The 18,134-nt window shown below is 69.5% G+C and carries 15 protein-coding genes and 1 pseudogene; 6 read left to right on the forward strand and 10 right to left on the reverse strand.

Annotated elements, in window-relative coordinates; genetic code table 11:
- A pseudogene (locus ACNFOC_RS33560) lies at window positions 1-583 on the reverse strand (sensor histidine kinase); the annotation flags it as partial.
- Between the two features lie 19 nt (window positions 584-602).
- Window positions 603-1,295, reverse strand: coding sequence for a response regulator transcription factor (locus tag ACNFOC_RS33565; protein ID WP_416962807.1), 693 nt, complete (start codon window positions 1,293-1,295; stop codon window positions 603-605).
- A gap of 217 nt (window positions 1,296-1,512) precedes the next feature.
- Between ACNFOC_RS33565 and ACNFOC_RS33570 the strand changes: the two genes are divergently transcribed.
- The 3 genes from ACNFOC_RS33570 (at window position 1,513) to ACNFOC_RS33580 (ending at window position 4,861) form a co-directional block, all read left to right on the forward strand.
- Window positions 1,513-2,739 (forward strand): DUF3500 domain-containing protein, encoded by a 1,227-nt coding sequence (locus ACNFOC_RS33570; protein ID WP_416962808.1) that lies wholly within the window; start codon window positions 1,513-1,515, stop codon window positions 2,737-2,739.
- A gap of 19 nt (window positions 2,740-2,758) precedes the next feature.
- A complete protein-coding gene (locus ACNFOC_RS33575) occupies window positions 2,759-4,027 on the forward strand; it encodes a HupE/UreJ family protein (protein ID WP_416962809.1) in 1,269 nt (422 codons plus the stop codon).
- Between the two features lie 63 nt (window positions 4,028-4,090).
- Window positions 4,091-4,861 carry an intradiol ring-cleavage dioxygenase gene (locus tag ACNFOC_RS33580; RefSeq protein WP_416962810.1) on the forward strand — a complete coding sequence of 257 codons (771 nt, stop codon included), beginning with the start codon at window positions 4,091-4,093 and terminating at the stop codon, window positions 4,859-4,861.
- A 91-nt stretch (window positions 4,862-4,952) separates the two neighbouring features.
- Here ACNFOC_RS33580 and ACNFOC_RS33585 read toward each other — a convergent pair whose 3' ends face one another.
- A complete protein-coding gene (locus ACNFOC_RS33585; RefSeq protein ID WP_416962811.1) occupies window positions 4,953-5,606 on the reverse strand; it encodes a DUF4360 domain-containing protein in 654 nt (217 codons plus the stop codon).
- 268 nt (window positions 5,607-5,874) lie between these two features.
- On the opposite strand from ACNFOC_RS33585, the gene ACNFOC_RS33590 reads away from it, so the two are divergent.
- Entirely contained in the window at window positions 5,875-6,216 is a 342-nt protein-coding gene (locus ACNFOC_RS33590) for a peptidase associated/transthyretin-like domain-containing protein (RefSeq protein ID WP_416962812.1), read from the forward strand.
- Window positions 6,217-6,259: 43 nt separating this feature from the next.
- Here ACNFOC_RS33590 and ACNFOC_RS33595 read toward each other — a convergent pair whose 3' ends face one another.
- Complete coding sequence (locus tag ACNFOC_RS33595) at window positions 6,260-7,183, reverse strand: sulfite exporter TauE/SafE family protein (protein WP_416962813.1); 924 nt, start codon at window positions 7,181-7,183, stop codon at window positions 6,260-6,262.
- 94 nt (window positions 7,184-7,277) lie between these two features.
- On the reverse strand, window positions 7,278-7,751 hold the full coding sequence (locus ACNFOC_RS33600) for an RrF2 family transcriptional regulator (RefSeq protein ID WP_416962814.1): 474 nt from the start codon (window positions 7,749-7,751) through the stop codon (window positions 7,278-7,280).
- A gap of 118 nt (window positions 7,752-7,869) precedes the next feature.
- On the opposite strand from ACNFOC_RS33600, the gene ACNFOC_RS33605 reads away from it, so the two are divergent.
- Window positions 7,870-10,854, forward strand: a complete 2,985-nt coding sequence (locus ACNFOC_RS33605; protein ID WP_416962815.1) for a glycoside hydrolase family 35 protein — start codon at window positions 7,870-7,872, stop codon at window positions 10,852-10,854.
- 30 nt (window positions 10,855-10,884) lie between these two features.
- On the opposite strand, the gene arfA is transcribed toward ACNFOC_RS33605, so the two are convergent.
- From arfA to ACNFOC_RS33630, 5 genes are all read right to left on the reverse strand, one after another.
- Window positions 10,885-12,399 carry an arabinosylfuranosidase ArfA gene (arfA, locus tag ACNFOC_RS33610; protein WP_416962816.1) on the reverse strand — a complete coding sequence of 505 codons (1,515 nt, stop codon included), beginning with the start codon at window positions 12,397-12,399 and terminating at the stop codon, window positions 10,885-10,887.
- A gap of 67 nt (window positions 12,400-12,466) precedes the next feature.
- Entirely contained in the window at window positions 12,467-13,405 is a 939-nt protein-coding gene (locus ACNFOC_RS33615; RefSeq protein WP_416962817.1) for an arabinan endo-1,5-alpha-L-arabinosidase, read from the reverse strand.
- Window positions 13,406-13,434: 29 nt separating this feature from the next.
- Complete coding sequence (locus tag ACNFOC_RS33620; protein ID WP_416962818.1) at window positions 13,435-14,298, reverse strand: carbohydrate ABC transporter permease; 864 nt, start codon at window positions 14,296-14,298, stop codon at window positions 13,435-13,437.
- The gene (locus tag ACNFOC_RS33625; RefSeq protein WP_416962819.1) at window positions 14,295-15,233 is read right to left on the reverse strand and encodes a carbohydrate ABC transporter permease; all 939 of its coding nucleotides are present in this window, start codon (window positions 15,231-15,233) and stop codon (window positions 14,295-14,297) included. Before ACNFOC_RS33625 ends, ACNFOC_RS33620 begins: the two co-directional genes overlap by 4 nt.
- Entirely contained in the window at window positions 15,230-16,579 is a 1,350-nt protein-coding gene (locus ACNFOC_RS33630) for an extracellular solute-binding protein (RefSeq protein ID WP_416962820.1), read from the reverse strand. Before ACNFOC_RS33630 ends, ACNFOC_RS33625 begins: the two co-directional genes overlap by 4 nt.
- Before the next feature lie 258 nt (window positions 16,580-16,837).
- Here ACNFOC_RS33630 and ACNFOC_RS33635 point away from each other — a divergent pair.
- A partial coding sequence (locus ACNFOC_RS33635) for a DUF6545 domain-containing protein (RefSeq protein ID WP_416962821.1) occupies window positions 16,838-18,134 on the forward strand: 1,297 nt, incomplete at its 3' end.

An 18,134-nucleotide genomic window follows, 5' to 3' on the forward strand; every position in this document is an offset into this window, starting at 1 on the left:
GCCGTCGGGTGATCCGGCCCGCGAGCAGCCGGCCCGCGACCGCCGCGACGAGCATGACCGCGAGGCTCGCCCCGGCGATCTCCCTGGCCATGCCGCCGAGCACGAAGTGCGTCTGGTCCACCGGGACGGCGACCTGGAGCGCTCCTCGGCCGCCGCCCAGCGCGGTGGTCAACTGGCGTTGCGTGGCGTGGCCGACGACGACCTCCGTGACGGAGGACTGCCCGGGTGCGCCGGAGGCGGCGAGGGCGCGGGTGGTGCCGGAGACCGGGAGGGGTACCGGCGGGCCCGCTAGGTGGGTGGGGGTGCCGTCGGGTGCGACGGACTGGACGGTCACCTGGCGCGGTGGTTCGTCCCCGGGACCTGGGCGGTCGGGCCCCGGGTAGAGGCCGGGGTCCTCGGTGACCGCGCCGGACAGCTCCGGTGTCCCGTCGGCGGCGAGCGCCACCGTGGCCGACCGCAGCGTCCGGTCGATCTCGGCGGTGACCCGGTCGGCGGCGGCACCGTAGCTCAACACCCCTACCAGCAGGGCCACTACGGCCCCCACGGCGGCGAAGGAGATCGCGAACCGCGAGCGCAGGCTCATCCCCACCCCCCGTCTCACGTCACGGTCTCCGCACCGCGTAGCCCACGCCCCGTACGGTGTGGATCAGCTCCGGCGCCCCGGCCCCGCCGAGCTTGCGCCGCAGGTAACCGACGTACCCCGCGAGGTTCTTGGCGTCGACCCCGGCTTCCGGCCCCCACACCCGCCGGTAGAGCTCCGCGTGGTCCAGCACGATCCCCTCGTTGCGCACCAGCAGTTCCAGCAGGTCGAACTCGGTCTTGGACAGCGGCAGTTCGGCCTCGGACCACCAGGCCCGCCGGGCCGCCGGGACGATCCGCAGCGCCCCGAGCCGCAACGCCTCGCGGTCCGGTCCGGCGTCCGGCTCGCACGGCAGCCGCCGGATCAACGCGCGTAGTCTGGCGAGCAGTTCGGGTACGGCGAACGGCTTGGGCAGATAGTCGTCCGCGCCGGCGTCCAGGCCCGCGATCCGGTCCGGAACCCCGGCCCGCGCCGTCAGCATCAGCACCGGCGTGCGGTCGCCGCCCGCGCGCAGCACCCGGCACACGGCCACCCCGTCGACGTACGGCATCATCACGTCGACCACGAGCGCGCTGAAGTCGCCCTGCCGGGCCCGGGTCAGCGCGTCCACCCCGTCGACGGCGGCGACGACCTCGTACCCCGCCAACTCCAGTGCCCGCGCGAGGGATTCACGGACCGCGCGGTCGTCGTCGGCGATCAGGACACGTTGCTCCACGTCCACATCATGGAGACCGGCTGCCCCTCCCGCACCACACTCAACCAGCGTTGTCCGAGCGGCGGTTCATGAATGGCTCATCCTCAACCCCGGTCGCCGCAGCGCCCTTCTCTTACCCGGCTCCCGACGTACTCCCGACGACGTCTGAGACCGCTCACCCACCATGAGAGCCACCGCCGCCCGACCCGACCGCCCCCGACCCCACGGGAGTCCCCCCATGTCGACCGTCAGACGGATCCGTCCTGCCCTGGCCCTCGCCACCTGCTTCGCTCTCGCCGCCACCGGCTGTGCCGCTCTCAACTCCGCTTCCTCCTCATCGGAGTTGACGACCGGCGTGAAGGCGGTACCCGCCTCCGCGAACCGGCACGGGGCCGGCGGGGCGAACACCGCGCAGGTGGCCGCCGCCGCCAACGCCTTCCTGGCGACCCTGTCCGACGAGCAGAAGGACGCCGTCCTCTACGACTTCGACGACCCGGCCAAGAAGACCGGCTGGTCGAACTTCCCCATCCCCGTCGTGACCCGCAACGGCCTCAAGCTCGGCGACCTCACCGACGAGCAGCAGGCCGCGGCCCTGAAGGTCATGGAGGCCGCGCTCAGCGAGAAGGGCTACGAGGAACTCCTGGAGATCCGCGAGGCGGACGACTACCTCGCCTCCCTGTCGGGCACCGGCGGAGGCGGCGGCACCCCCACGGCCGTCCCGACCTTCAGCCCCACGGCCACTCCCACGGACACCCCCACAGCGACTCCCACGGCCGCCCCCACCGGCACGCCGTCCGGTCGCCCCACGGGCCGCCCCGGCGGAGGCGGCGCCAGCTTCGGCTCGCAGTGGTACTACATCGCCTTCTTCGGACTGCCCAGCAGGACAGGGGAGTTCACGGTCCAGTACGGCGGCCACCACGCGGCGTACACCATCACCTACGCCGGCCGGAACGTCTCCCTCTCCCCCACCCTGACCGGGGTGGAGCCGATGCAGTTCAACTGGGAGGACATGTTCTACGCGCCGCTGGAGGACAAGCGGACCTCGACGGTAGGCGCCGTCCAGGCCCTGACCGCCGAGCAGTTGACGGCGGCCCATATCGACGGCAGCTTCGACGACCTGTATCTCGGCCCGGGCCACGACGGCCCCTTCCCCACCCCGCAGGGCGTCCTCGTCTCCAGCCTCACGCGGGCCCAACGGGCCAAGGTCACCGCGATGTTGAGGGCTTGGGTCGACGACCTGGACGAGCGGGCGGCCAAGCGGCTGCTGGCCAAGTACGTGTCGGAGTACGACCGGACGTACATCGGCTGGAGCGGCGGCACGACCCTCGACAACAACCAGACCTACGTCCGGCTCGACGGACCGTCCGCCTGGATCGAGTTCTCCAACCAGCCCGGCGCCTCGACCGACGGCGTCCACCAGCACACCATCTTCCGCGACGAGACCGCCGACTACGGCTGGGAATGACGGGCGGGGGAACACCATCGTGCGCCGACTCCTGACGCTGCTCCTGTTCACGGTGTTCCTGCTGGCCGGCGGCCTCGCGTCGCCGGCCGGCGCCCACCCGATGGCCACCTCGGCCGTCCTCCTCGACCTGCGCGCCGACCGGGTCGAGGGCGAGGTGGAACTGCCGATCGACCGCCTCGCCATAGCCGTCCACCGCGGCCTCACCCCGGCCGGCGTCCTCGGCGCCGACCGGGTGTCCCTCCACCGGTACGCGACCCGCCACATCAGCGCCGCCGGCACCGACGGCACGCCCTGGACCGTCACGCTCGGCACCGGCACGGTCCGCACGATCGACGGCACGGAACACCTCGTCTACCCCCTGACGATCCGCCCACCGCGGGGACACCGGGTCACCGACTTCGACCTCCGCTACGACGTGATCGTCGAGGAACTCCTCACCCACCGCGTCATCGTCACCGTCCGCCACGGCGCCGACGGCGACGCGAAGACGCTCGGAGTCATCGACTGGGCCACCAAGAGCCTCAAGGTCCCTGCGGGACAGGGCAGTTGGACCCGGGGGTTCCTGTCCGCCGCCGGGCTCGGCATCGAGCACGTCGGCCAGGGCGCCGACCATCTCCTGTTCCTGCTCATGCTGTTGATCCCGGCACCGCTGACGGCGGCGGGCGGCCGATGGCGGACCGGCTCGAACCCGCCGCGCCGGAGCGTCGTCCGGGTCTCGCACGTCGTGTCGGCGTTCGCCGTCGGCCACTCGCTCACCCTCGCCCTCGCGGCGGCCGGAGTGGTCCACGTGCCGTCACGGCCGGTCGAGACGCTGATCGCGTTCTCGATCGCGGTGTCCGCCGTGCACGCGATCCGGCCGCTGGTGGCGCGGGGCGAGGTGGTCATCGCGTCCGGTTTCGGCCTGGTGCACGGTCTGGCGTTCGCGTCGGTCATCGGTGCCCTCGGTCTCGACCGAGGCTCCCTCGTCACGACCCTGCTGGGCTTCAACCTGGGCATCGAGATCACCCAACTCCTCGTCGTCGCCCTGCTGATGCCCTCGCTGCTCGTCCTGGCCCGTACGGCGCTCTATCCGGCGTTCCGGATCGGGACGGCGGCCGTGGGACTCGTGTTCGCGGGGTCGTGGATGCTGGAGCGGGCGGGTGTGACCGCGTCCGACCCGTTCGAGGGCCCGCAGACCTGGCTGGTCGGGCATCCGCTGCTGGTGGCCGCGTCGGTCGGGCTGCTCGCGGCCGTCGCCCGGGGCGTGGCACCCCGGGCACCCAAGCAGGCTGTCTCGCAAGTAACTTGACTGATCGTCACTTTACGGTTCGCACAGCCGGGCGACAGATTTCGCTCCTACGGTGCCGTGTCCATGACAGACAAACACGGAGCCACCCCCACCCCGGTCGGACGCCGTACCGTCCTGATCGCCACCGGCACCACGGCCGCCGTACTGGCCGTGGGCGCCGCCGCTCCCCAAGCCCCCACCACAGCCACGGCGGACTCAACTCCCGCAGCCGCGGCGGCAGTCTGCACCCTCACCAAGGAGATGACCGAAGGCCCCTACTACCTCGACGGCGCCCTGGTCCGCGCCGACGTCACCGAAGGCAAGGCCGGCATCCCGCTCAAACTCGCCCTCACGGTCGTGGACGACAGCACCTGCGCCGTCATCCCCAACGCGCTCGTGGAGATCTGGCACTGCGACGCGCTGGGCGAGTACTCCGGCTACGTCGGCAACAACGGCCACAGCGAGCCGGACGACGGCACCTTCCTGCGCGGCGGGATCCTGACGAACTCCGCCGGCCTCGCCAACATCACCACCATCTACCCCGGTTGGTACCGAGGCCGCTGTGTCCACATCCATGTGAAGGTGCACACCGGCGTCACGCTCACCTCGGACGGCTCGTTCACCGGCGGCAGCGAACTCCACACGGGTCAGCTCTTCATCGCCGAGACCATCACCACGGCCGTCGCCACGGTCTCGCCGTACTCGACGAACACGGTCACCCGCACCACCCTCGCCCAGGACTCCATCTACGACGACGGAGGCGCCGCGTCCGGGCTCATGACCCTTACGGCGCTGGGCAGTTCGACCTCGTCCGGTTACACGGGCACCCTGACGCTGGGCGTCAGCCAGAGCTGACACGGCTCTGAGATCCCCCCACGAAAAAAAGGGGTGGCCCGCGGTGCGAGACGGGCCACCCCTTCCTCATGTCACCTCACAGCACCGCGCGTCAGGTGCCCGGGCAGTGCTCCCACGCCATGTGGTACACCGTGCTGATGTCGCCGTCCGTCGAGTCCATCGTCATGAAGCTGACCGCGCCGGGCGCCGACGTACCGGCGCCGACCCGCAGCTCCGTGTTGATGTTGAAGTTGCGCTGAACTCCGCAGGGCGCCCAGACCAGTTGGGCCACCTCCGTGGTGTCGTTCGCCTGCCAGTTGTCGTCGTAGGGGCCGTTGAGCGGGTGGTTCTTGCTCGTGGTGTTCGACGAGCCCTGGAAGTAGTACGAGGCCTTCTGCGCACCGCTCGCGCCGCGCTGGAGCGAGGCGAAGCCCCGGTAGTCGGCGCTGGCGATGGCGTACGTGAAGCCCTGCGGGACGTGGACGACCAGGTTGAGCTGGCAGTTCTTGCGGAACGCCGTGGGGTCGGAGTTGCCGCCGACCTGGGCGAGGTACGCGCTGTAGGTCACGGTGAACGCGGTGTTGTCCTCGGAGACGGCGACCGCCGTCGTGCCCTGCGGGCAGCCCGAGCCGTTCACCGTGGCGACGTTGATGACGATCTTGTCCGGGGGCGGGTCGTCGAACACGGGCGAGGACGAGTGCTGCGTGGGCAGCACGGTGGTGAGAAGAGCGGCGACGGCGCCGCTCAGGAGGAGCCCACCAGGCATGGTTTCTCCTTGAGGTTGGGGGGTGGCCGCGCCCCAAGTCTTTGAAGAAACAATGAAGTTCCTGTGAAGACCGACGGCGCGCTCGCATCGTAGGGAGCCCCACAGGAAGCGGTCAGCGCGAACTCAGGCCATTCACAGACGCGTCTTTCACATCTTCTCCATAGTGTGTGAACTCTGTTGAAATAAGCGGCCGTTGACCGTTCCGTCCCCAGGCCCTTCACAGCCGCACATCAAGGAATCCTTCAGGTATCGCCCTAGCTTCCTTGCCATGACGGGAAACAAGGGGAACGACCAGGAACTCGGCCAACGGCCCGCCCGGCACCGCCGGGACAAGGGCGTCCAGCGTCGCCGCGTCCTGATCGCCGACGGCACGTACACCGGCGGCACGCTCGTCCACACCGGCCAGTTCTTCTTCGACGCCGACCTCAACGAGGAAGTGCAGGCCACCTCCCCGTACTCGGACAACACCACCGCCGAGACAGCCCTCGGCGACGACCCGATCTACGACGACGGAGGCGCCGCGTCCGGTCTGCTCACGCTGACCGCGCTCGGCTCCGACGTGTCCGACGGCTACACGGCAACCCTGACCGTGGGCGTGAGCACGAGTTGACCAGGAGGCGGATGACCAGCATGCACTGATCGGGGATCGCCGATCACACCCCGAGCGGCTGCCGCCCTTCGGCGGACTCGGACTCGGTCCGCGCCTCCAGCGCCCTCTCCCGGCGATGGGCACGGACCGAGTACGCCAGGGCGGCAGCCCACATGACGTACAGCACGACGTACACCGGAGTGCTCAGCGCACTCGACGCACCGATCCAGTCGCTCTTCAGGAGCGTACGGACGTTGGTCACGACGATGATCCCGCCGACCGCGGAGCCCAGCACCCGCGGCGGGACCAGCCGCACCAGCCAGGCGGCGACCGGCGCGGCCACGACTCCGCCGAGCAGGAAGGCGATCACCCAGGTCCACTTCAGCCCCTGCGACCCGAGCGAGACGAGGAAACCGAGGCTCGCGGCCACCGCCACCAGGAACTCGCTCGTGTCGATCGACCCGATCACCTTGCGCGGTTCCATCCGTCCGCTGGCCAGCAGCGCGGGCGTACCGACGGGTCCCCAGCCACCCCCGCCGGTCGCGTCCAGGAACCCGGCGACCAGCCCGAGCGGCGCCAGGAACCGCTTCCGCAACGGCTTGCCGAGCTGCCCCTTCGGCAGTCCCTTGAAGGTGAACCGCGACATGACGTACACGCCGAGCCCGAAGAGGATCAGCGACATCACCGGCTCGGCGACCTCGGTGGAGAGGTTCGACAGCACGGTGGCCCCGAGGAACGAGCCGATCGCGCCCGGTACGCCGATCCGCACCACGACCTTCCAGTCCACGTTCCCGAACCGCCAGTGCGAGGCGCCGGACATCAGCGTCGTACCGATCTCGGACAGGTGGACCGTGGCGGAGGCGGCGGCCGGGTTCGTGCCCATGGCCAGCAGCAGCGTCGTGGACGTGACCCCGTAGGCCATACCGAGGCTGCCGTCCACGAGCTGGGCCCCGAGGCCCGCGAGGGCGAGCAGTATCAGCGTGCGCATGCCGAGGGACGCTAGGCGGTCATTCTGAGCGGAGTCTGAGACGAGACTGAGGACACTCACAGCCACCGGTGCTGTGCCTGCCCAACCCGTAGCGTTACGGGTTCTCCCAAGCCGCGGGCTCAGCCGCCAGCGCCCGTACCTGCTCCGGCAGCGCGTCCGCCGCGATGTCCGCGAGGGTGACGCCCTCCAGGATCTTGCGGACGTTGGCGCGCAGCGCGATCCAGAGGGGGAGGAGGGGTTCGGCGGTGCCGGTGTAGGCGAGGCCGGTGGGGCGTTCGCCGCGGACCGAGACGATCGGGCCGTCCACCGCGCGTATGACGTCCGCGACGGTGATCTCGGTGGCGGCGCGGGCCAGCCGGTACCCGCCGCCCCCGCCGCGCCGGCTGTCGACGATCCCGGCGCGCCGGAGGTCGCCGAGAATTCCCTCCAGGAATTTGTGCGGGATGTCCTGCGCGCCGGCGATGGTCTCGGCCTTCACCGGACCGTCCTTCAGGGGGCCGTCGTCACCCCGTACGGCGAGCTCCAGTACCGCCCGTACCGCGTAATCCGCCCGTGCCGAGATCCTCATGCGTCCATTGTGGGCCGTTCTGGCGTAGAGAATGGCCCCGCACGACGGCCTCCTGGGATCACCACGGAAAATGGCTTCGCACGTGCCGCCGACGGTCCGGACCCGGGAGGAGCTTCCAGTGGAGCTGAGCAGGCGTACCTTCAGCACCCTCGCGGGCACGGCCGCGCTCGGATTCGCGCTGGGGGGTGGCAGCGGCGGCAGCGGTGACGCGTACGCCGTGCACGTCGTACCGACCGGCGCGCCCCCCGCGCCGCCGGCCGCGGACGGCCAGTCCCACACGATCGGGTACGACCGCTACTCCCTGATCGTCGACGGCAAACGCCTGGTCCTGTGGTCGGGCGAGATGCACCCCTTCCGGCTGCCCAGCCCGTCCCTGTGGCGGGACGTCCTACAGAAGATGCGCGCCTTCGGCTACAACGCCGTCAGCATCTACGTCTCGTGGAACTACCACTCCCCCGCCCAGGGCAGCTACGACTTCACGGGCGTCCGCGACCTCGACCTGTTCCTGCGCATGGCCGCCGAGACCGGCCTCTACGTCATCCTGCGCCCGGGCCCGTACATCAACGCCGAGATCGACGCGGGCGGCTTCCCCGGCTGGCTGACCGCCACTAAAGGCACGGCCCGCACCGCCGACCCGACCTACCTCTCGCACGTCGACGAGTGGCTGACGCAGGTCAACTCCATCGTCTCCAAGCACCTGTTCACCCAGGGCACGGGCACGGTCCTGCTCTACCAGATCGAGAACGAGTACGACGGCCAGCTCACCCACCCGTCCGGCGCCGAGTACATGTCCCACCTGTACAAGAAGGTGCGCGCCGACGGCATCGACGTCCCCCTGTTCCACAACGACAAGGGACGCAACGGTTATTGGACCCCGGGGTCGTTCGACACCGGCGCGGACAAGGGCGGTTGGCTGTACGGCTTCGACGGGTATCCCTCGCCGTCCCAACTCCCGCCGGACTGGGGGCACTACGGGATCGGCGGGGCGAAGGGCGGGGCCACCGCCAGCCCCAAGACCCCTGGTTTCGTGCCCGAGTTCGGCGGGGGCTGGTTCGATCCGTGGGGCGGGTCCTGGTTCGAGGGCAAGGGGTACGCGGAGTCGCGCCGGACGCGTGACGCGGCGTACGAGCGGCGTTTCTACCTCACCAACCTCGCCAACGGACTCACCCTCCACAACGTCTACATGACCTTCGGCGGCACCTCGTGGGGCTGGCTGCCCGCGCCGGTCGTCTACACGTCGTACGACTACGGCGCCGCCTTCGACGAGGGCCGCAGCCCGACCGCGAAACTCGTGCCGATGCACCAGCTCGGCCATCTGCTGCGGACCGTGCCCGACTTCGCCAAGCTGGACAAGGCGGCGGACGTCAAGGCGGACGGCCTGAAGGTCTACCACCTCACCAACGCCGACACCGGCTCCCATGTCTACGTCCTGCGCAACGACGGTACGGCGGAGGTCACTTCGACGCTGCCGACCGCGACCGACGACATCGAGGTCACCGTCGCGGCCCAGGACGCCCGCCTCCTCGTCACCCATCTCGCCCTCGGCGGACGCACGTTGAGGTACTCGACGATCACGCCGATGATGTTCCTCACCGCCGGCCGGCAGGACATCGCCGTGTTCGCCGGGAAGCGCGGCGAGATGGCCCACATTGTGCTCGACTGCCCGGAGGAGCCGGTGGTGACCCGGCTCGACGCGCAGGCCGCGTGGGTGTGGGACCGCGGTCTCCTGCACGTCACCGTCCCGCTCGGCATCGGCGGCCTGACCCGGGTCCTCGTCCAGGCCGGCGGCGTCGACAACCCCCTCCTGCTGGTCTTCGCCGACGAGGCGACCTCCGTACGCCTGTGGCCGTACGAGACCGGTTCGGGCACCGCGCTGGTCTACGGCCCCGCGCTGCTGCGCGAGGCCAAGCTCAGCGGTACGACCGCCCACCTCACCGGCGACACCATCGGCGAGACCGGCCTTGAGGTGTGGGGCCCGCGCGGCATCACCGACGTCACCTGGAACGGGCGGGCCGTGCCCTCGACCGTCACCACCGCGGGCAGCCTGCGCTCGAACCCGGACGCGCTGCTGCCGGGGGTGCCCGCGGTACCGCTCCCCGCACTCGACGGCTGGCGGCGGAAGGTGGAGAACCAGGAGGCCGCGGTCGCCTTCGACGACTCCAAGTGGACGGCGGCGAACAGGACTTCGACGTTCAGCACGACGGCCATCCCCTCCGGGCAACCGCTGCTCTTCGCGGACGACTACGGCTTCCACTACGGGGACGTCTGGTACCGGGGCCGCTTCACGACCGGCACGGCCGACGCCCTGGAGTCGGTGACCCTCGCCTACAGCACCGGTACCCAGGGGCTGCTGATGGCCTGGCTCGACGGGGAACCGCTCGGCACGCACCGGATGCCGGTGCCGACCAACAGCAGCGTGCGGCAGGGCAGTTGGGCGGCGAAGGCGACTCTCGCCGTCCCGGAGAAGCCCGCGAAACTGCGCGCGGCCGGTCCGCATGTCCTGTCCGTGCTGGTGCGGCGGATGCAGCACGACCAGGACGGCAAGGCCCTCGACACCCACAAGGTGGCCCGCGGTCTGACGGCGGCGACCTTCAAGGGCGCCTCCCCGAAGGTGAGTTGGCGGCTCCAGGGCGCGACGACACCCGATCCCGTGCGCGGGCCGCAGAACAACGGCGGGCTGTACGGCGAGCGGGAGGGCTGGCATCTGCCGGGGTACACGGACACCGGCTGGGAGGCCGTCACGCTCCCCCGCGCCGACAAGCGGCAGGGCGTGGCCTGGTACCGGACCAGCTTCAAGCTCGCCGTGGACACCGGCATCGACGCCTCGATCGGCCTCATCCTCGACGACGACCCGGCACGCGCCTACCGCGTCCAGATCTTCCTCAACGGCTGGAACATGGGCCAGTACATCAACGACGTGGGCCCACAGCACACCTTCGCCCTGCCGAACGGGATCCTCCGCACACGTGGCACCAACACACTCGCCCTGGCCGTCCTGTCCGACGGCACCACACCGGCGGGCCCGAAGGACGTACGGCTGACGCTGTTGGGGAGCGCGGCCGGAGGAGTACCGGTTTCGCCGGTGGCCTCCCCCGGCCGATAGTTCCGCTTCGGTTCGGGGATCTGCTTCGGTTCAGCTGATCCGGATCATGTTCCAGGACAGCGGCTCCAGTACGGCGGTCAGGGTGCCGTCCTGGAGTGTGGTGCCCTCGACCATGTGCGGGGCCACCCGCTCCGGGTCGGCCAGTGTGTTGCGGGCATCCGGGTCGGCGTCCGCGAGGGCGCTGTGCTCGACGACCGACGTCAGGTCGAGGCCGTTCAGGCCGACTTCGAGCGGGAGCGACTCGGTGCGGCTGCGGTTGACGGCGAACACCGTGACCGAGCCGTCCTCGCCGCGCACCGCGGTGGCGTGCAGCAGGTCGGCCTCGCCGTACTTCCGCGTCTCGTGCTTCGGGGAGTCGACGCGGACGTCGAGGACCTGGCCGCGCCCGTACTTCGACGCCTGCGCGAACGGGAAGAACGTCGTCTGCCGCCAGGCCGGGCCGTCCGGCTCGGTCATGATCGGCGCGATGACGTTGACGAGCTGGGCGAGGCAGGCGACGGTGACGCGGTCGGCGTGCCGGAGCAGCGCGATCATGAGCGACCCGAAGACCACGGCGTCCATGACGCTGTAGTTGTCCTCCAGGAGGCGCGGCGCCTCCGGCCAGTCGGCGGGATCGGCGTTCTTCGCCTGCTCCTCCCAGTCCGACGTGTACCAGACGTTCCACTCGTCGAAGGAGAGGTTGATCTTCTTCTTCGACTTGAGGCGGGCGCCCACGTGGTCGGCGGTCGCGACCACGTTCTCGATGAAGGACTCCATGTCGACGGCCGAGGCGATGAAGGAGTCGAGGTCGCCGTCGGTCGGCTGGTAGTAGGCGTGCAGCGAGATGAAGTCGACCAGGTCGTACGTCTCCTGGAGGACCGTCGACTCCCACTCGGCGAAGGTCGGCATGGCCTGGGAGGAGGAGCCGCAGGCGACGAGTTCGACACCGGCGTCGATCTGGCGCATCGCGCGGGCCGTCTCGGCGGCGATCCTGCCGTACTCCTCGGCGGTCTTGTGGCCCGTCTGCCAGGGGCCGTCCATCTCGTTGCCGAGACACCAGAGTTGGATGCCGAAGGGGTTTTTGTCGCCGTGCGCGATCCGCTGGTCGGAGAGGGTCGTGCCGGAGGGGTGGTTGGCGTACTCCTGGAGTTCGAGGGCCTCGGCTACGCCCCGGGTGCCCAAGTTGATCGCCATCATCGGTTCTGCCTGGGGGCCCAGCTTCTTCAGGAACGCGATGTACTCGGAGAGGCCGAACCGGTTCGTCTCTGTTGAGCGCCAAGCCAGGTCGAGGCGGCGAGGGCGATCTCCTGCGGGGCCTACCGAGTCTTCCCACTTGTAGCCGGAGACGAAGTTGCCGCCGGGGTAGCGGATGGTCGTTACGCCGAGTTCGCGGACCAGGTCCAGGACGTCTTGGCGGAGGCCCTCTGTGTCTGCGGTGGGGTGGTCTGGTTCGAAGATGCCGGTGTAGACGCAGCGGCCGAGGTGTTCCACGAAGGAGCCGAAGAGGCGGGGGTTGACTTCGCCGATGGTGAAGGCTGGGTCGAGGGTGAAACGGGCGGTACTCATGTGCGCCTTTCGAGGTTGAGTTTTGTCTGCGGGTGCGTGGGGGCTGGTCGCGCAGTTCCCCGCGCCCCTAGAGGGCGACTGGCCAGCCGGTTGTTGTCCAGCTCAGGGTGTTCAGCCCCAGCTTCGGTGTGCCGTTATCGTCTCCGTCGTAATAGTGGTATGCCAAGACATCCTTACCTTTGTCTTGGAAGATGGATTGTCCGCCTGGGCCTATGTAGCGGCCGTGGCCGGCCAGCAGTAGGTCTCCGCCGCCCGCGAGCATCGGCTTGCCCGTGCTGTCCGCGTACGGGCCCGTGATTGAAGTCGCTCGGCCCACGCGGATCTTGTAGGTGGAGTTCACGCCGGCGCAGCACGCGTCGTACGACGCGAAGAGGTAGTAGTAGCTGCCGTGGTGGACGATGTACGCGCCCTCGACCGCATAGGGCGCGTCCGGGCGAGTTGCCAATTGGGACACCGTTGCGCCCGGGATCGCCTTGCCCGTCGCGGGGTTGAGTTGGACCAGGCGGATGCCCGTCCAGTACGAGCCGAACGCCATCCAGAGTTTGCCGTCGGCCTGGATGAGCGCCGGGTCTATGGCGTTCCAGGGGTCCGTGGTCTCCGAGGTGAAGGCCTTGCCCTGGTCGGTCCATGTGCCGGGGAGGCCGGTCGGGGAGGTGGCGACGCCGATCGCGGAGTGGTTGGTGCCCCAGGAGGAGACGGCGTAGTAGAGCCAGTAGCGGCCGTCGCGGTAGGAGAGGTCGGGGGCCCAGGGGTCGCCGGTCGAGTTGTAGTCGTACCACCAACTCGGGGGCGCGGCGAAGGCGTTGCCCGCGTCGTCCCACTGGACGCGGTCCTTGGAGGTGCGGGCGCCGATGACGCCGCCGGTCGAATAGGCCACGTAGCCACCGGACTTGAGGGCGATGACGGTGGGGTCGTGGATGATCTGCTGGCCCGTGATGGGCTGCGGGTCGGGGTAACTCTGCGCTGCCTGAGCCGTGTTGGGCAGCAGGGCCAGAGCGGCCGCCATCACTACCCCGGCAAGACCTCTTCGTATGGTCACTGTCCCGCCAATCCGGTGTGGGCCACGCCCGCGACGATCTGACGCTGGAAGAAGACGAAGACGATGATCAGCGGCAGGCCCGCCATGAGGCCGCCGGCCATGAGCTGGGCCCACTGGATGCCGTAGGAGTTCATGACGGTCGCGATGCCGTTCGGCATGGTCATCAGGTCGGGGTTGTTGGTCACCATGTACGGCCACAGGAAGTTGTTCCACGAGGCGATGAAGGTGAAGATGCCCACCGCCGCGAGGGAGGGGCGGGAGAGGGGGACGACGATCGTGAAGAAGATCCGCCAGCGGCCCGCGCCGTCGATGAAGGCGGCCTCCTCCAGTTCGCGGGGGATGCCCTGGAAGAACTTGTAGAGGATGTAGACCATCGCGGCGGGCGCGCACTGCGGCAGGATCATGCCCCAGTAGGTGTCGACCATCCCCATCTGCTGGACGGTGGTGAAGAGGGGGACGCCGAGGACGGCCGGGGAGATCATCAGGCCCGCCATCACGACGCCCATCAGGACGGACTTGCCCTTGAACTCGGTGCGGGCGAAGCCGTATCCGGCGAGTGCGGCGACGGTGACCACGATGGCCGTCACGAGGACCGACACCACAAGGGAGTTGACGAACCAGTCCGTGATGTTGCCGGTCTTCCAGAGGGCCTTCCATGCCTGGCCCGTCCAGACCTCGGGCAGCCAGTGCGGCGGGATCTCGGCCGCCTCGGCCTCGGACTTAAGCGAGGTGAACAGGGCGGCGGCGATCGGCGCCACGAAGAGGGCGGAGACGGCGGCGCCGAGCAGCGTGAGGACGATCTGGCTGGGGGTCCAGGGCCTGCGGGGCTTGCGTACAGGGGTGGTTGTGGCCGCGGTCATCGGGTGCCCTCCTCACGGTTGCGCAGCAGTGCCATCCGGGCGAGGGCGACGGCCGCGATGATCACGAAGAAGATGACGGACATCGCGGAGGCGTAGCCCACGCGGTAGCTGGTGAAGCCCTGTTCGAGGGTGTACTGGACGAAGGAGCGGGTGCTGAGCTCGGGGCCGGGGCCGAAGTCCATCATCACGACGGCCTGGTCGAAGAGCTGGAGCGAGGCGAGGGCCTGGAGCGCGATCACCAGGCCGGTGATGTGGCGGAGCATCGGCAGGGTGATGTGGACCGTGCGGTGCCAGGCGTTCGCGCCGTCGAGCTTGGCGGCCTCGTAGAGGTGGTCGGGGATGCCCTGGAGCGCGGCGAGGTAGAGGAGGAAGCTGAAGCCGACGGTCCACCAGAGGGTCTCGATGACGATGGCGAGCATCGCGTAGGACTTGTCGGTCAGCCAGGGTGTGGTGAGTCCGAAGGTCTCGTTGAACAGGCCGATCCCCTGGGTGAACAGCCACTGCCACATGTTGCCCGCGACCGTCGACGGCAGCAGGAACGGCGCGAAGAAGCACAGCCGCCACAACCACTTTCCGCGTTCGATGTGGTGCGCGAGCATCGCGAGCAGGAAGGCGAGGACGGTGATGCACGGCACGACGAGCAGCGTGAAGTACGCGCTGTGGCCGAGCGCGTCCCACATCGCCCGGTCGTGCAGGGCCTCGCGGTAGTTGTCGAGGCCGATGAAGTTCGCGCCGTCGCCGGAGATGTTGGCGTCGGTGAGGCTGAGGTAGACGCCGCGCAGCAGCGGCCAGACGACGAACAGGGCGAAGAGCGCCAGGAACGGGGCGACGAACCAACCCCCGTGCTGGAAGCCCTGGTTGCGGCGGACGGTCGCGGTGGCGGTGGCGGTCCTCGTCCGCGCCGGTGCGATGACGGTCCCGGCACTGGTGGTCATGCGGCTGCACCTCCCTGTGCGGCGGTCCTGCCGTCCATCGGGTTCTTCGAGGCGAGGAGCTTGGTGAGGTGGTTCTTCATCGTCCGCGCGACGGCGGCCGGTTTGGCGGAGCCCATCGTCGAGGAAACGACGAGGGGGCCGAGATCCTGGGCGAGGACGCCGGTGGAGCCCGCGAACCACACCTTCGGCTCGGTGGCCTGGTGGTTCATCGCGGAGACGTACTCGTTCTGCGGGGTGAGCTTCTTGTACGCGGCCGTGGACAGCGTCGGCGTGTACGCGGGGATGTGGCCGCCGGCCGCCCACTGGAGGGCGTGGGTGACGACATACGCGGCCAGTTCGTGCGCGGCCTCGTTGGTGGCGCCGCCGCGGCCCGCCTGGTGCGGCAGGACGAAGGAGTGCGACTCGGCGTGCGTCGCCTGCCTGCCGAAGACGGGCGGCAGCGGGGTCGCGCCGTAGTCCAGCTTGGCGCCGGAGAAGACCGGTACCGACCAGTCGCCCTCCCAGGTGAAGGGGGCGCCGTTGATGAACTGTTCGCCGGTCGGTGCGCCCGGGATGACGTATCCGTCGGTGACGTGCCGGCGGAAGAACTCCAGGACCTGGGTGGCCTTGTCGGCGTCGAAGAGGACCTCGGTGTTGCCGTCGTCGAACCATCCGCCGCCGAGCTGGGTGTAGAAGGCGACGAAGAACCACCACTGGAAGTTCTGGTCGTTGGTCCACAGGCCGATGGTCTGGAGGCCCTTCTTCTGGACCGCTTTGGCCTTCTTCAGGACGTCGAACCACTCGTCGGTGGAGGTGACTTGGACCATCCGGCCGTCGTCGCCGAGCAGGTCCGCCTTCTTCAGGACGTCCTTGCGGTAGAAGCAGAGCTGTACGTGGACGTCGAGCGGCAGGGCGTACAACTCGCCGTCGATGACACCGCGGTTCCACAGCGCGGGGTTGTAATCGGCCTTGCGCACGCCGTACTTGGCGAGGAGGTCCTCGTCCCACGGATCGAGGAGCCGGCCCGGCGAGAAGCCCGCGACGCGGCCCATGTGCATGACGCCGAGTTCCGGTGCGCGATTGCCCGCCGCGGCCATGGCGAGCTTGGTGTAGAAGGGGTTGCCCCACTGGAGGGTGGAGTCCTTCACGTCGATGCCGGGGTGTTCCGCGCGGAAGGCGTCCAGCATCGCGATCATGTTGGCGCCGTCGCCGCCGCTGAAGAGGTTCCAGTAGCGCACCCGGGTGTCCGCGCCGGAGGCGAGCGCGTCGGCGCCGGTGCCGAGAGCGGCGAAGGCGAGGCTGCCCGCGACCGCGAGGCCGCCCGCCGTGGCCAGTAGGTGTCTGCGATTCAGGTCAGGTCGTCCCATTGCCTGCCCTTACTGTAGAGATCCTGTCGTGTTCGATATGTCGAATGCTGCTCGCAACTTCGAACGGGACCGTAAAATCGAAGCGCTTGCGCGTCAATGGGTTGAACACAGTGCACGGTTCATTCGCGGGGGCGATTTCCGGACACAGCGGTCGTTCCCGGTCCCACAACGGCCACCGGATGACATGACGTTCGCAGTTGTGGGCGCGTAACCTCGGACCGGCTGTGCAGCGGACGGCGGGAAGGGGGAGCGTACGACGTGGTGACGACCTTCCTGGGCGAGCTGTACACGTCCTTCGTGTGGATCCCCACCGCGGTCCTCGGCGCGGCCCTCGCGCTGAAGCTGCCGTCGATCATCCGGCTGTGGCGGGACCCGCTGTTACGGGCGGTCGGCGGGCTGCTGCTGTTCGCCTGCGCGCTGTTCGTGTCCGTGACGCCGTCGGTCATCGGCTGGACCAACCGGGTCACGGGTGTGCCCAACTTCGCGGCGCCGTGGGCGTATTCGCTGCTCACCGCGTTCAGCGGGGCCGGGTTGCTGCTCATCGTCGCCTGGCGCTTCGGGCTGTCCGACCGTTCGAACACGACCCGGCGCGCCAGACGTTGGATCATCTCCGTCTACTCGGGTGTGGTCGTGGCGCTGTGGGTGCTGTTCGCCCTCGCCGACGCGCCCGTGGAGCGGGTGCGGGACCTGGACACGTACTACGCCAACACGCCATTCATGCGCGAGGAGATCCTGCTCTATCTGCTCGCGCACACCGTGGCCGCGCTGGTCACCGTGCGGCTCATCTGGAACTGGGTCCGCGCGGACGGCCTGCACGGCTGGCTGCGCTCGGGACTGACGTTCCTGGGCGCCGGTTACGCGCTGAGCCTCGTCTTCGATCTCGCCAAAATCACGGCGGTGACGGCCCGTTGGACGGGCCACGACCTCGACGCGCTGAGCACGGACATCGCCCCGTGCGCGGCCTGCCTCGCCGCCGTCCTGATCGCCGTCGGTTTCATCCTGCCGCACACCGGCCAATTCCTGCACGGCCGCCTGCGCGTCCGTCTCGCCCACCACCAACTCCGGCCGCTGTACGTCCTGATGCGCTCCGTCGACGGCGACGGCGTCCCCTTCCTGCTGTGCGCGGCGCCCGAACTGCGCCTGATCCGGCGGGAGACGTACATCCGGGACGTCCTCCTGCCCCTCGCCCGCCACCTCGACGAGGACCTCCGCACCCGCGCCCACCAGGCCGCCCTCCACCTCGGCTGCACCCCGCCCCGCGCGAAGGCGCTCGCCGCGGCGGTGGCGATCCTGGACGCCGTCGACTCCGGCCACGGCAACACCGGCGGCCACCCCGACACCGCCGACCTCCTCCAGGAGATCGGGCCCGTCTCCCGCGCCCTGCGCCACCGCGACGCGATCGACGCGGTGCGGGCGGCTGTGCGCGTGGGCGCCGGCGGCCTGGAGTTCGTCGTGGAAGGTCTCCAGCTTGCGGCGGATCTCCGCCAGCTCCTCGGGCGAGGGCATCTGTCCGTCGGTCGGGGTGATCACGCTGAGCAGGTAGTGCTGCATGACG

Source organism: Streptomyces colwelliae (genome assembly GCF_048158785.1).
Classification (GTDB): domain Bacteria; phylum Actinomycetota; class Actinomycetes; order Streptomycetales; family Streptomycetaceae; genus Streptomyces.